The sequence below is a fragment of the Agrobacterium sp. 22-210-1 genome (genome assembly GCF_053522525.1).
This window is the reverse complement of the sequence record NZ_JBNWCI010000002.1, coordinates 699,540-713,792: the sequence shown is the minus strand read 5'-3', so window position 1 is coordinate 713,792 and position 14,253 is coordinate 699,540. Positions and strand designations below refer to the sequence as shown.

Annotated in this window: 14 protein-coding genes; 7 read left to right on the top strand and 7 right to left on the bottom strand. The window is 57.5% G+C overall.

Features of this window, described 5'->3' with window-relative positions; genetic code table 11:
* Positions 1-13 precede the first annotated feature (13 nt).
* A complete protein-coding gene (locus tag ACQZ5F_RS16290) occupies positions 14-1,153 on the bottom strand; it encodes an ROK family transcriptional regulator (RefSeq protein WP_046799795.1) in 1,140 nt (379 codons plus the stop codon).
* A 163-nt stretch (positions 1,154-1,316) separates the two neighbouring features.
* Here ACQZ5F_RS16290 and ACQZ5F_RS16285 point away from each other — a divergent pair, with 163 nt between their 5' ends.
* The 6 genes from ACQZ5F_RS16285 to ACQZ5F_RS16260 all read left to right on the top strand — a co-directional run bounded on the left by ACQZ5F_RS16285 (position 1,317) and on the right by ACQZ5F_RS16260 (position 7,545).
* The gene (locus tag ACQZ5F_RS16285) at positions 1,317-2,690 is read left to right on the top strand and encodes an ABC transporter substrate-binding protein (RefSeq protein WP_225338697.1); all 1,374 of its coding nucleotides are present in this window, start codon (positions 1,317-1,319) and stop codon (positions 2,688-2,690) included.
* 67 nt (positions 2,691-2,757) lie between these two features.
* A complete protein-coding gene (locus tag ACQZ5F_RS16280; RefSeq protein ID WP_046799793.1) occupies positions 2,758-3,669 on the top strand; it encodes a carbohydrate ABC transporter permease in 912 nt (303 codons plus the stop codon).
* Complete coding sequence (locus ACQZ5F_RS16275) at positions 3,669-4,751, top strand: carbohydrate ABC transporter permease (protein WP_225338696.1); 1,083 nt, start codon at positions 3,669-3,671, stop codon at positions 4,749-4,751. The genes ACQZ5F_RS16280 and ACQZ5F_RS16275 overlap by 1 nt, the downstream gene beginning before the upstream one ends.
* A 5-nt stretch (positions 4,752-4,756) precedes the next feature.
* Positions 4,757-5,869: an ABC transporter ATP-binding protein gene (locus tag ACQZ5F_RS16270; RefSeq protein ID WP_225244171.1), complete on the top strand. Its 1,113-nt coding sequence runs from the start codon at positions 4,757-4,759 to the stop codon at positions 5,867-5,869.
* Positions 5,870-5,880: 11 nt separating this feature from the next.
* Entirely contained in the window at positions 5,881-6,597 is a 717-nt protein-coding gene (locus ACQZ5F_RS16265) for a glycerophosphodiester phosphodiesterase family protein (protein ID WP_225244172.1), read from the top strand.
* A 33-nt stretch (positions 6,598-6,630) separates the two neighbouring features.
* On the top strand, positions 6,631-7,545 hold the full coding sequence (locus ACQZ5F_RS16260; RefSeq protein WP_225338695.1) for a TIM barrel protein: 915 nt from the start codon (positions 6,631-6,633) through the stop codon (positions 7,543-7,545).
* 78 nt (positions 7,546-7,623) lie between these two features.
* Here the strand turns inward: ACQZ5F_RS16260 and eglC are convergent, their stop codons facing one another.
* Positions 7,624-9,021: an endo-1,3-1,4-beta-glycanase EglC gene (gene eglC / locus ACQZ5F_RS16255; protein WP_225338694.1), complete on the bottom strand. Its 1,398-nt coding sequence runs from the start codon at positions 9,019-9,021 to the stop codon at positions 7,624-7,626.
* 215 nt (positions 9,022-9,236) lie between these two features.
* Between eglC and greA the strand changes: the two genes are divergently transcribed.
* Positions 9,237-9,719: a transcription elongation factor GreA gene (gene greA / locus ACQZ5F_RS16250; protein ID WP_225338925.1), complete on the top strand. Its 483-nt coding sequence runs from the start codon at positions 9,237-9,239 to the stop codon at positions 9,717-9,719.
* 144 nt (positions 9,720-9,863) lie between these two features.
* Here the strand turns inward: greA and rfbA are convergent, their stop codons facing one another.
* Genes rfbA through ACQZ5F_RS16225 form a run of 5 tightly spaced genes read right to left on the bottom strand, consistent with a single transcriptional unit; the run spans position 9,864 to position 14,238 of the window.
* Complete coding sequence (gene rfbA / locus ACQZ5F_RS16245; protein WP_225244174.1) at positions 9,864-10,727, bottom strand: glucose-1-phosphate thymidylyltransferase RfbA; 864 nt, start codon at positions 10,725-10,727, stop codon at positions 9,864-9,866.
* 34 nt (positions 10,728-10,761) lie between these two features.
* On the bottom strand, positions 10,762-11,661 hold the full coding sequence (gene rfbD / locus ACQZ5F_RS16240) for a dTDP-4-dehydrorhamnose reductase (protein WP_225338693.1): 900 nt from the start codon (positions 11,659-11,661) through the stop codon (positions 10,762-10,764).
* A complete protein-coding gene (gene rfbB, locus ACQZ5F_RS16235) occupies positions 11,658-12,725 on the bottom strand; it encodes a dTDP-glucose 4,6-dehydratase (protein ID WP_225338692.1) in 1,068 nt (355 codons plus the stop codon). Before rfbB ends, rfbD begins: the two co-directional genes overlap by 4 nt.
* 5 nt (positions 12,726-12,730) lie before the next feature.
* Positions 12,731-13,318: a dTDP-4-dehydrorhamnose 3,5-epimerase gene (gene rfbC, locus ACQZ5F_RS16230; protein ID WP_137086786.1), complete on the bottom strand. Its 588-nt coding sequence runs from the start codon at positions 13,316-13,318 to the stop codon at positions 12,731-12,733.
* 29 nt (positions 13,319-13,347) lie between these two features.
* Positions 13,348-14,238, bottom strand: coding sequence for a glycosyltransferase family 2 protein (locus ACQZ5F_RS16225; RefSeq protein ID WP_225338691.1), 891 nt, complete (start codon positions 14,236-14,238; stop codon positions 13,348-13,350).
* Between the last annotated feature and the right edge of the window lie 15 nt (positions 14,239-14,253).

Below are 14,253 nucleotides of genomic sequence, written 5' to 3'. Positions count from 1 at the left end.
AAGGTCCGGGGCGTCAGCCCGTTTCGCTGACGCCGTGGAGGATCATCGCCGCCGCGCCGAAAGCAACGGGGTCTGTCGCGATCACTTCAGGCAGCAGGATCTGCGGCTGTATCACCTTCGAGCCGTTGAACGGGTCCGAGCGTTTGAAATCCAGCCAGTCCACCAGTTTTTCACGCACGATCCTCGGTAATGTGCCGCCGACATAGATGGCGGTGGGTGCAAGTACGGCGCTGACGGCGAAGCCAAGGCTGGCGACCTCCGGGCCTGCCCGCTCAAGCCACGCATCAAGCACGGCCGGATTGCGCGACAGATAATCCGTCCAGACATCGGGCGCGCGCCCTGCGGGTTTTTCGCCCACATGCTTGAGGCACCATGCAGCCAGATCTTCGAAGGAGGGTCGCGAAACGTTGCGGTTGCGCAAGGCACCGATCTCGCCGGCATTGCCGAGATAACCGCGATAAAGCTCGTTCTTGATGATGACGCCGCCGCCAATGCCTTCGGACAGGTAGATATAGGCAAAATTTTCATGCCCGGCCGTGTTGCCGAGCGTGAGTTCGCCCATGGCGGCGGCGTTGGCGTCGTTTTCGATGATCACCGGGCAGGGCAACGCTTCGCGCAGCATGGCGGAAAGGTCCGAATCTGCCCAGGAAATCACCTCTTCGGCCAGATCGAGCGACGCGGCCTCTCTGTGAAAGCGGGTCGGCATGGCAATCACGGCGCCGATCAGGTCCTTCCTGTCGATCGCGTTTTTTGCCAGTAGTTCCTCGGATCCTTCCTGAAGCGCCTTCTGCACATCGGAAAATGCACGATAGGAGCCGCGCAGCCGCAATTCGCCGACGATCTCGCCGCCGAAATTCAGGAGCGTCAACATCACCAGATAACAATTGGCGTGCACGCCAAGGGCATAACCGACGTTTTTCTTGAGCAGCAGATCGATATGGGGCGCGCCGCGCCCCTCCTGCCGTCGCGCGCCCTCCACGATGATTCCACGCTCGAGCAGATTGCGCGTCATCATGCTGACGGCGGCCGGCGTTATGTTGCAATGATCGGCAAGCTCGACCCGCGAGGCCGAACCCTTGCGCCTGATGTAACCCAGAAGCGCGCCCTGCGTCGTGCCGATGCCCGTAAGTCCGCCGTTTCGTCGCTCAGTCAAAGTTTCGCTCTCCAGACTCCACCCACGGAATTGTCATGAAGATGTAAATTAAGCAACTTAATTAAATGATGTTTTCATCGGAAATGGTTCGCGACGAAAACTGTCATAAGGCTGTTAATTAAGCAAGTTAATTAAGTAAAAAGTTTCAACGGGAATAATTCACATGTTCAAGTTTCTTTCTTTGATGGCGACAGTCGCTCTCGGCACGCTTTTGCCGGCTGTTGCCTTTGCCGAAGACATCAAAATCAAACTCTGGACGCTCGCCGACAAGAATGGACCTGGCCGCGTCACCAACATCGAAGCCGCCGCCGGCATCATGAACGCGCAGTTCAAGGCCGCAGGCGTCGACAAGCGCATTGTCATCGACGTCAACAACAGTAGCGTACAGGGCTGGGACGCCCTGGCACTCGATACGCTGAAGGCGTTTTCTGTCGGCCAGGGGCCGGACATATACGTTCTGCCGCATGAGTGGATCGGCCAGTTCGCGCAGGACGGTTACGCCATGCCGATGGAAGGCAAGATCGCCGCTACGCCTTGGGTCTATGGCGATATCCTGCCGGTTCTGTGGGATTCCGCCAGGGCGACGGACGGCAAGATTTACGGCGTTCCGCAGGATGCGGAAATCCGCATGTTCTTCTACAACAAGGACATGCTGCGCAAGATCGGCAAGGATGAGGCTTTCATCGAGGGCCTGCCGGCCAAGGTCGACGCCGGTGAATTCACGCTCGACGATCTGACGGCGCTGTCGAAGGAAGTGGTGGACGGCAAGGTTGCGCAATACGGCATGCTGCACCGTCCGAATGTCGGCATCGACTACCTGATGGTGTTCCAGTCCTATGGCGTGAAGTTCATGGACGAAAAGACCGGCAAGCTCTTGTTCCCCAAGGCCGAGATGGTCAAGGCGCTCGGCTGGTACGAGCGCAATGCCAAGCAGGGCGTCACCCCGGTCGACAATACGGCCATGAGCTGGGAAGCGATCCAGACCGCCTTCAAAACGGAAAAGTCCTTCATCTTCCATCAGGGCGTCTGGGCGGTTGCCTGGCAGGTGGGTGAAAAGAACGGCGCGACCTGGCCGACCGACGGCAAGGGATATTTCAACAAGATCGGCTGGATCGCCGCTCCGGCCGCCGAAAAGGGCGGTAAGCCGGCCAACCTGTCGCATCCGCTGCTCTATACCCTCAACCCGAAGGGCACCAATCCCGATATAGCCGCCGATCTCGTGGCGCTCGCGACATTGCCCTATTTCAACAACGAACACGCCGTGACCTCTTATCACACGGCCATCAGCAACGCCCAGACGGCGATGCCGAAGTACAAGGACAACTGGGCACTCTCCGCCGCCTCGCCGATGATGAAATTCGCGAAGTTCGTGCCCAACCACACCAAGTTCAGCAGCTATAACAAGGTGCTGTTCAGCGGTCTGCAGGCGGTCGAAACCGGCAAGATGACGGCGGCCCAGGCGGTCGATTTCATTGCCGACGAACTGGAACTGCAATTCGGCGCAGACGTCGAAATCCGCGAAACCGCAAGCAACTGAGTTTGCCCTCGACCACGCCGCCCGGCCTTGCCGGGCGGCACTTTTGCGCTCTCACCGGTATATTGTGATGTCCCAATTTCAGCTCAGGGCGCGCCGCCCGGCCCGGCCGATCTTTTATCTGGCGCCGGCTCTTCTTCTGCTCGGCCTTTTCTTTCTGGCCCCGATCGTCGTCAATCTGGTGATCGCATTCACCGATATGGGCGCCAATCTGAAGATCGGCAAATTCACGGCCGAGAATTTCCAGCGTATGGTCCAGCGCGACATACGCCTGCCGATCGTGCTGTTGACGACGCTCATCTATGTCGGAGCGACCCTGTTCATCTTCAATATCAGCCTCGGTGCGCTTCTGGCCGTTACGACGACGGCGATGCCGGACCGGCTTGGCAATTTCTTTCGCGGCCTGTGGCTTCTGCCGCGCATGAGTCCGGCCGTGCTCTACGGCGTGCTCTGGATCTGGATCGCCGATCCCACATCTTCCGGACTGCTCAACCAGTTCCTTGGCGCGCTCGGCGCACCCGTGCTCAACCTGCGCAACGACTTTCCGCTTATTCTGGTGGTGGTGGCGAACGGCGTCGTCGGTGCGTCCTTCGCCATGGTCATCCTGACGTCGTCTATCCGCTCCATACCGTCGCACCTTGCCAATGCCGCGCGCATCGACGGCGCCAGCGAGTGGGGCGTGCTTCGCCATGTCGTTGCACCGGCTCTCTCCGCGCCGATCCGTTTTGTCACGCTTTATCAGGCGCTCTCACTGATGACGACCTATGAATATATTCTGCTGATCACCGGCGGCGGCCCGGTCTACGACAGCACCACCTATGCGCTTTATATCTACCGTCGCGCCTTCGAAAACGGTGCTTATGCCTATGGCGCCGCACTCGCGCTCGGCCTGATGGCCATCGGCGTCGCGGTGACGCTGGTTCAATGGCGCCTCACCAATATGCGCTCGACCTTTGCTCCCCCTAAAATCGAGGTGCTGTGATGACGCTCGCCGATACCCAAACCCATGCCGGGCGCGTGCCTGGTCTGCAGCCGGACTGGACGCGGCTTGAAAGGCGCGGCCTTGCCCATCGCGCCAGCTTTCTGCCTGTCATCCTCGTGTTCCTGACCGTGGTTTCGGCCCCTGTTCTCCTGCCCTATCTATGGCTGGTGGTGAAGTCGTTCACGACCTCAGACGACAATCTCAGCCGGCTTGTGCTGTGGCGCAGCGGCGCAATCGCGGCTCTTGCCTATTGCGGGGCGGTTGCAGTTGCGCTTTTTTCCACTCGCCTGCGCAATCCCATGCTGCTCTGGCTGGCGCTCGCCGCCGTGGTGGCGACACTGGTTTTCGTTCTGGTTCTGCCGCATCTGACCATCGAGAACTACAGCTTTCTGTGGAGCCGCGATATCGAGAAAACCGGCAGCACGCGCATCGCGCTGATGCCATCCGTCTGGACAGCCCTGCAGAGTTCGCTGCTGTTTGCCGCTTCCCAGACCCTGATCGTCGCGCTGGTCGCCACGCCCGCCGCCTATGCCCTGTCGCGCTTCAGCTTCGCCGGGCGTGAAAACGTCCTGCGCGGGCTTCTGCTCCTGCATGCCTTTCCGGCGCTGGCGCTCACCGTCGCGATCTTCGTGCAGTTGCATTACATGGGCCTGCTCAACAATCTCTTCGGCGTCGTGCTGGTCATGAGCGCGCTGGAGCTGCCCTTCGCCATCTTCGTTCTCAAGGGCTTCTTCGACAATGTTCCCTGGGACATCGAAATGAGCGCCGTCACCGATGGCGCGACCCGCTTTCAGGCCTTCCGCATGGTGGTTCTGCCGCAGGTGAGAGGCGGGCTGATCGCGGTCGCCACCTTCACCTTTCTGCGTGGCTGGGAGGAATATGTCTTCGTCCAGACCCTGCTCATCGAAAAAAGCCAGATGACGATGAGCCTTTATCTCTTCTTCGTGGCACAGGACAGCGTGGGCGTGAACTTCGGCATGATCGCCGCCGTCGGCGTCGTTTATCTGCTGCCTGTGCTGATCATTTACGTCTTCACGCAGAAATACATCACCCAGATGAATATCGGCGGGATCAAAGGATAATCACCATGGCCAGGATCACTCTCGACAAAGTCACCAAGAGCTGGGGCGACACCCGGGTTCTGCAACCGATGACGGTCTCCATCGAAGATGGTGAATTCGTCGCCGTTCTCGGTCCTTCCGGATGCGGAAAATCGACCACACTTTTCCTGCTGGCCGGGCTTTACGCGCCGAGCGGCGGTGAGATCGCTTTCGACGGCCACAATGTAAACCGCATCGATGCACGCGATCGCAATGTCGGCATCGTCTTTCAGTCCTATGCGCTTTATCCCAACCTGACGGTACGGCAGAACATCGCCTTTCCGCTGCGTTTCAAGAATGTGCCGCGCGAGGACGTGGCGCGGCGGGTGGAAGAGGCTGCGAGCCTGGTGCAGATCAGCGCGCTGCTCGACCGGCGACCTTCGCAGCTTTCCGGCGGTCAGCAGCAGCGTGTCGCGCTGGCCCGGGCGCTGGTCAAGGAGCCGAATATCCTGCTTCTCGACGAGCCGCTCTCCAATCTCGACGCCACCCTGCGCATCGCCATGCGCGCCGAGCTGAAAAACATCCAGAAGCGTCTTGGCATCACGACGCTGATCGTCACCCATGACCAGATCGAAGCGATCACCATGGCGGACAGGATCATCTGCATGAATAACGGCTCTATCGCCCAGATCGGCACGCCCGATGATCTTTATCGCCGGCCCGACAATCTGTTCATCGCCGGTTTTATCGGTACTCCCCCGATGAATCTGCTGAAGGGGCAGGCGAAAGGCGAGCAGTTGCAGATTGGCGACGCCAGGTTCGACATCAATGCCCGTTGCGACGGCGAGATCACTTTCGGTTTGCGCCCGGAGGATATTACGCTCGTCAAATCCGCCGAAGCGCGGCTGGAAGGACCGGTCACCACCGTCGAGCCGATGGGGCGTGAGGTGTTCTACACGATCGACACGCCCGCGGGCGTGATCCACGCGCTGGAATATGGCGAGACGATAAGGCACGCGCCGGGTGATCGGGTCGGCATCAGCTGCAAATCAGGCCTCACCCTCGTTTTTGATGCTACCGGCAATCGCATTGCCGGGCTGCACGCCGATCTTTCTCACAATTCGACCATTCCGGCGCGAGAGCCGGAGCCCGTAAATTGACAGGAAATTCCATGCCCAAAATCGTCTCCCATCGCGGCGCCAACAAGTTCGCGCCCGAAAATACCTTTGCCGCCGCCGATCTCGCCTTGCAGCAGGGTGCGGACTATATCGAGCTTGACGTGCGCGAGAGTGCGGATGGGGTGCTCTATGTCTTCCACGACGAAACGCTGGACCGTACCACCGATGGTAAGGGGCCGATCGGCCATGCCCTGTCGGGCGAGATCGATGCGCTGGATGCGGGCAGTTGGTTCGGGGAAGGGTTCAAAGGGGCGGTCGTGCCGCGTCTCGATGCCTATCTGCGCCATTTGCGAGGCCGCTGCGGTGTTTATGTCGAGCTGAAATATTGCGATCCCGTCAAGGTTGCCGCGCTGGTACGGGATCTCGGCATGGTGCGCGATACTTTCTTCTTTTCATTTTCGGAGGATATGCGCCGGGGCCTGCAGGCAGCCGCGCCTGAATTCCGCAAGATGATGTTGCTCGATATCGCCAAGTCTCCCTCGCTGGCGGCGGCCGTGCACCATGCCTCGATCATAGAGATCACGCCGGAGCAGATGCGGCGGCCGGGGCTTGTCGCGGCGTGCCGCAAGGCCGGTCTCGAAGTCATGGTTTATTATGGCGGGGATGACGTCGACCTTCATAATGAGATTGCATTGGCCGGGGTAGACTACGTCAATATCGACAGACCGGATTTGTTCGATACGGCGCGCCGCGCCCGTGCGGCGGCGTGAACTTGCATAATTTCTATCCCTGGAGATGATGACATGAGCAATCTTATTGGTACCGGTTTCAACGCCGGCTCCGACGACGGTGAACTGGCCACGCTTGAAAGTGATCTGCGCGCACTTGCGGATATTGGCTGCGATACCGTTGAAATCGCCGTGACGAGCCTCGATCTGATTGCGGGCGGCCGCATCATCGAGGAGCGCGCCGACCGTTTCGTGGCGCTCGCAAAGCAGTTCGATTTTCGTTACACCGTGCATGGCCTGGTTTCGTCCAATTTCATGGACCCGGTGACGTGCCGTTACCAGATCGATGCCGCCAAGGCGCTCGCTGTCCTTTGTAACCGTATCGGCGCGGGCATCCTGGTTCAGCATGGTGGTGCGTTGCGTGCCGACCAGATTGCCGAGCGGGCCGATGCAGACAGCCGTGAGCGGGAAGCGCTTTTCGAACTTGCGGAATTCTGCAAGCCCAATGGCGTGCGCGTTGCACTGGAGAACATCTTCACCACCGAACCGGGGCAATATCGCCAGACGCCGGCCGAAGTGGCGGCGACCGTTAAGGCCGTGGGTCACGATAATCTCGTGGCGCTGATCGATTTCAGCCATGCCTATCTCGAATCCACCTATCGTGGTCTCGATTTCCGCGAGCAGCTTCGCGCCATGGCTCCGGTCGCCGGCCACCTGCATGTGCACGATTCCTTCGGCCGGCCGCAGGGCTTCTACGAGGCCTATTTCACACAGGAAAATACAGCGCTCGGTATCGGCGACCTCCACATGCCGCTCGGCTGGGGTGATATTGAGTGGGAGAGCATCTTCTCGGAGCTCACCTTCCTGCCGGGTACGGTGCTGATGATGGAAATCGGCCGCCGTTACCGGGCCGAGCAGCCCGCAAGCCTCAAAACGGCGCAGCATCTGATGTCGCTGAACGCTGTAGGCACGCAGCTTGCGGCTGAATAAAGAACCTGAAAAAGACGCAGCCTCTGCAGGCTGATGTCTAAACGCCGGCAGTTCTGGACGCGACTGCCGGCGTTTTTGTCAGGCGGCCCAGTCTGAAAGTGAATAGGCCCTGATATAATCGATCATCATCTGTGAGCCGTCGCTGAAATCATTGGCTGACGGCGTTCCCGCCATGCCGCCGACGGCAAGATTGACGACCATATACATGGGGTCGTGCATATCATCAGGCGTATCCGTCTGCGCCACCGCGACATCGTCGAAATACCAGGTGATATGTTCGGCATCCCACAATACGCCGTAGGTGTGAAACCCTTCCGTGCTCGGCACGCTGACATTGTTGACGACCGATGTCTGTTCACCGGTGGCGTTCGAATGGGTGGACATGATGAGCGTGTTGGGATTCTGGCCGCGCATTTCAATGACATCGAGTTCCGGAGGCCAGGAGCCGTCTTCCGGCAGAAGCCAGAAGGCTGGCCATGCGCCGCGGTCGGTCGGCATATCGGCGCGGATTTCGAAATATCCATAGGTCTGGCTGAAGGAGGAATAGGTGTTCAGCATGCCGGAGGTATAATCATAACCCTCGACTTCATCGGCGACTGATTGTGCCGTTTCCGCAGCAGTGATGGTCAGCACGCCGTTTTCGACGCTGAACGGATTGACCTCCGACGTGCCGGCATAAGCAGGGTTGATATACCATTGCGCCTCGCCATTCGTCGTCAGCGAACTTCCCTTTTCCGGAGCCCACCAATATTTGGCATCCCAGGTTCCCTGATCGCCGCTACGCAGTGACAGCGCATCGAATTCATCGGCAAAGGTCTGGGTCAGGGATGACCGGTCGAGACTGAGTTCGAACTGGTTCGCCTGAAGGTCGTCGATGGTCGTTCCGGCAAGAACGACGGCTTCGCCATTCGAAAAATTCAGCCACAGATCGCTGCCTTGCTGCGTGGCATTGCTGACGAGCTGATCGAAGGATGTGATGCCGTAACCGTTAAGCCGGATCGTATCGTTGGCGCTGAAATCCATGATGAGATCGGTGCCGTTGCCGCTTGTGAAGACGAAAGTGTCGGCTCCACCGCCGCCGATCAGAACATCATTGCCAGCTCCGCCATCGATCGTCTGGCTGCCCGATCCACCGGTGATGATGTTATCGAGCGCGTTTCCGAAAGCGTAACGGCCATCGCCCGTCACCCTGAGATTCTCAAAATTGTCGGGCAGGGTGTAGCTCATCCAGGTATCGATCGTATCGATGCCTTCCCCGGCATTCTCCACAGCGCGGTTGATGCTGGAATAGAGATAATAGATATCATCGCCCGTGCCGCCCGCCATCGTCACATTGACGGAACTATCGCCCCACATGGAATCGTTACCGCCGGTGCCGGTGAGCAGTGGGCCGGAACCCGTGGCGGAGAAAAATCCGGTGGAACTGTCGCTATAATAGAGCGTATCCCCAAGCGCATTCACTACTGTCCGGGCCATTGCCGTCTCCTGTTCGTTAGCGTTGGTGTCCTCACTCCTCCTGCAAGACAACCTAGCAGGGCAAAAAGCCTCCCGTTAGAGCCAGAAATGAGGGGTATGTTCCCTCTATGCGGGTTTCTTGTGGTTGCGCTCTTGCTCCGTCGCGGGGAGCAATGGCAAAACTGGACTGGAGAGAGATATCCAAGCGGCATCTCAACGACATTGGAGTGCCAGGATTGAGTGTAGCCTTTACCAAGGAAGACAGTGCCGAAACAGCAGCCGAGACGGTTCTGCCCGATCGGGTGATTTCGCCACATCCCAATCTGGTGACCGAGGCCGGACTGAAAGCGCTGGAACTGCAACTGCACGCCGCGCGTGAAGCTTGCGAAGCGGCCAACGCCATTGAGGACGTCAATGAAAGGAGGCGGCTTTCCGCCAGCCCCCTGCGCGATATCAGGTATTTCGCGGAGCGTCTCCGCACCGCCCAACTCATACCGCACCCGCCTGCGGACGGCATCGTCGCCTTTGGCAGCCTGGTAACCTTCAGCCGCGATGACGGACGGACGCAACAATTCCGGATTGTCGGTGAAGACGAGGCCGATCCCTCTGCGGGATCGATGTCTTATGTTTCCCCTGTCGCACGGGCGTTGATGAGCAAAGCGGCCGGTGATCTGGTCAGTTTGGGTGGGAAGGAAATTGAAATCATCGACGTGGCATAGTGCTTTGTACCCGGGAGTTTGGGAAACGTAGACACATAAACAGCTTAGAGCGCATCCTGTTACGGTGAAACGTCGGACGCGCTCCAGATTTGTTTCGCGTATTTTCTGGGCGTACAGCCGCTACGCACTCTTCCTGGAAATGCTCTAGCCAAGCAGTTTGGAAAGATAGCGACCGTAACTGCTCTTTCCGTAGCCCTCCGCGAGTTTTCGCGTTTGATCTTCAGTTATGAAGCCCATGCGATAGGCAATTTCTTCTGGGCAGCAGATTTTGAAGCCCTGGCGGCGTTCGAGTGTCGCTACGAATTCACTGGCTTCCAAAAGACTATCGGGTGTTCCGGTATCGAGCCAAGCGTAACCGCGGCCCATAAGTTCGACGTTGAGCTTTCCACGGTCAAGATATTCACGGTTGACGTCGGTGATCTCCAATTCGCCTCGCGCCGACGGCTTCAGGTTAGCCGCGATGTCGATGACGTCATTGTCGTAAAAGTAGAGCCCGGTTACCGCCCAGTTGGATTTCGGTACGGCAGGCTTTTCCTCGATCGAAATTGCCTTCATGGAGCTATCAAACTCAACGACGCCATATCGATCTGGATCGTTAACCTGGTAGGCGAACACTGTTGCTCCGTCCAGGCGATAGGCCGCATCCTTGATCACGTCGCTTATACCATGGCCGTAGAAGATGTTATCACCCAGAATGAGACATGAGGGCGAGGAGCCTATGAAATCTGCGCCGATAATGAAGGCTTGGGCAAGGCCGTCGGGCGTCGGCTGCGCGGCGTAGGTCAATGAAATCCCGAGGCGTGAACCGTCCCCCAGAAGCGCCTGGAAATTGGGCAGGTCGCGGGGTGTCGAGATTATCAATATGTCCTGGATGCCGGCCAACATTAGCGTCGACAGCGGATAAAAAATCATCGGTTTATCGTAGATCGGCATGAGTTGCTTCGAGAGGACCGAAGTCATCGGATGCAATCGTGTTCCGCTTCCGCCCGCAAGTATGATGCCCTTCATGCCGTGCTTTCTCCGTTTGTCTTGATAAGGTGACTTATGCTCGCAATTCGGCGATCAAACGTTCGACAATCTGAGCGGTCGAACTTTGCCAATTGGGTAAAACGATGCCGTGCAGATCCCGCAGTCGCGAGCAATCGAGCCGCGAGTTCGCCGGACGTTTTGCAGGCGTGGGATAGTCGCTTGTTGCGATCCTCGTCACTGTCGCAAACGGACCGTTTTGCAAGCGGGCGTGGGAAAAAATCTCTTCGGCAAAGTCAGCCCAGCTTGCTGCACCGGATCCACTCATGTGGAAAGTGCCGCGGAGCCTGCGTGATTGATCCGATAGAAGATTGGAGGCCACTGTGAGTATGCCATCGGCGATATCGAGAGCTGAGGTCGGATTACCGATCTGATCGTCGACAACTGAAAGGTTTTCGCGCGTTTCCGCCAGCCGTAACATCGTCTTCAGAAAATTTTTGCCGAATGGGCTGTAAACCCAGGCAGTGCGAAGGATCACATGCTCGTCTGTTGCGGCGCGAACCGCTATTTCTCCAGCAAGCTTGGAGCGTCCATAAACGCTGACTGGAGCGACGGGATCGTCTTCCAAATACGGCGTGCTCTTTTGGCCGTCAAAAACATAGTCGGTGGAAATCTGGATGACTGGCACGCCAAGCCGATGGGCGGCCTTTGCAATCTCTCCTGCTGAGAGACTGTTGATGCGTGTGGCAAGATCCTCTTCCGATTCTGCCTGATCAACCGCAGTATGCGCTGCCGCCGATACGATAATGTCTGGCGACGCCATTTCGATCGCTGCACCCACCGTTGAAGGGTCGGCGAGGTCAAGTTGAGGGCGACCAAGGGCGACAATCTCGAAAGATCCGTTGAGCACAGCACGTTCAGCCAGCGCCGTTGCGATCTGTCCGTGTATTCCAGTAACAAGCAGCCGCTGGCTCATGACGCGACCTTGATCTGCTGTTCAATCAATCCGAGCCGTGTTCCAGAGTAATCTTGTCTCAGCGGCTCCCACCACCACTGATTGTCCAGGTACCATTTGACGGTCTTTTCGATGCCGGTGTCGAAATTCTCTTGCGCCGTCCATCCAAGCTCGACTTCGAGCTTGGTGGCGTCGATGGCATAACGAGCGTCGTGACCGGGGCGGTCGGTCACATAAGTTATCAGCCGTGCATGTGGCGCACCTGATGGATTAAACTCGTCCATCAACGCACAAATTCGCTCGACAACATCAATGTTGCGTCTCTCGTTTCGACCGCCCACATTATAGGTCTCGCCTATGCGGCCTTTCTCGGAGATGAGATCAAGCGCCCGGGCGTGGTCCTCGACATAGAGCCAGTCCCGAATATTGGCGCCAGTCCCGTATATTGGCAGCGCCTTTCCCGCCAGGGCGTTGAGGATCACGAGTGGGATGAGTTTTTCCGGGAAATGGTACGGGCCGTAGTTGTTGGAGCAGTTGGAGACGATGACCGGCAGACCATAGGTCCGGGCCCAGGCTTTCGCCAGATGATCGGAAGAAGCCTTGGATGCCGAGTAAGGCGAACTCGGATCGTAGGGGGTCTCCTCCGTGAAAAGACCTTCCTGTCCGAGCGAGCCGTAGACTTCGTCGGTGGAGACGTGCAGAAATCTGAATGGTTCTTTCTCGTCGGCCTTCAGGCTCGACCAAAAACGACGTGCATGCTCGAGCATATTGAATGTGCCCAACACATTGGTCTCGACAAAATCGCGCGCGCCGGTGATTGAGCGATCCACGTGGCTTTCAGCGGCGAGGTGCATGACACGTTGCGGACGGAAGCTTTCGAACGCATCATGGATCGCCGAACTGTCGCATATATCCGCTTTCAAAAAATGGTGTCTGGGATGATCGATAATCTTCTGAAGAGAGGCCAGTGTACCCGCATAGGTAAGCTTGTCGACCGTTAGAACCTCGTAGCCTTTGTCGAGCACCAGGTGACGAACAACAGCAGAACCTATGAAGCCGGCACCCCCGGTTACCAGAACACGCATATGGGCTACCCTTCCAATGAACAGATAGAACTCTGTGAATAGGTGAACACGGCGCCAAGCTCCGCCAGTGCAGGCTGGCGGCGGTCTTTGGCTGACAAGACCGCTTTGCCGCTGGCGATCGGCCAGTTTATGCCGATCTCGGGGTCGTCATATGCGAGACCGCGATCATGTTCGGGACTATAATATTCTGTTACCTTGTAACTGGCTTTGGTATTCGCCTCGAGCGTGCAAAAGCCATGCGCGAAGCCTGCCGGAACCCAGAGCATTTGCCCATTGTCGGGGGTAAGTTCGGCCGTCACGTGGTGTCCGTAGGTAGGAGATCCGGTGCGGATATCGACCGCTACATCAAGGATGGCGCCAGTGACGCAGGAGACCAGTTTACCCTGCGCTTTGGGTTCCAGCTGGAAATGGAGTCCACGGATCGTACCTGCGTCCGCTGACAGGGATTGATTGTCCTGAACGAAGTCAAAATTTCCGACGGCTTCCTCGAACAGGCTCTTCCGGAAAGACTCCATAAAGTATCCGCGCTCATCCCCGAACTTCTTCGGCGTGATCAAAATCACGTCAGGTATATCCAGTCTTTCAAACTGCATTTTTCCATCTTCCGCTTGTTCTATCGACTTCAGAGATCAATAGACGTCGTTGTAAACACGTTAGTCGGCGGTTCTTCCGACCACCGTTTTTTGCGGCCGCTGCTGATGATGTTTGCAATTCCGGGAGAGCGAAACAGTGGCAAATGGAAGCGCCGCGCAAACAACAATAGGCTGCGGATATGTGCTCGGCCGGCGAAACTTAACGGGCTTGCTGCGCTTTGGCGCTGGTGATCATGGACAAGTGGAAGGCCTGGGAAATAGACCACACGACGGCCGCTCATCCAGGTGCGTGCGCACAGGTCTACGTCCTCCATATAGAGGAAGTAGTTTTCCTCCATGCCGCCGAGCCGATTAAACAGGTCGCGCCTTATGATGAAACCCGTACCCATCACCCATTCAGCATTGAATGGTTCGCCTCTATCGGTTTCGTCGAGCATGAGATGGCGATTTATACGGCTCTTCATCAATGGACGAAGTTGACCGAAGCGTCGGGTAGCGATGTCCAGTACCGAGTAGAAGCGTCGGGCGCCGTATTGCCGACTACCATCGGGATTGATCAAATCCAGACCCGCAATTCCGATGTCCGGCATGGCGTCCATGTGATCAAGTACAGGTGTTACGCTATCCATCTCGAAATAGGTGTCGGGATTGAGTATCAGCAAATAGTCCGCGTCTATTCCCGCAGCACCAAAATTAACACCGGCACCGAAACCGCCATTGACCAGTGATGCCTTGATCTCGATATCCGGCATGACGGTTTGCATCAGGCGCATTGAATCGTCGCCCGAGCAATTCTCGACGACAGTAATATTTTCAGCCTTGGCGATACCCCGTTCCCGTATCGAACCGACGCTGCGGATCGTCAATTCTGGCGTACGGAAATTGACAAGGATGACGTGAAGTCTCTGTCGTTTGGCCATAATATTCACCATGTT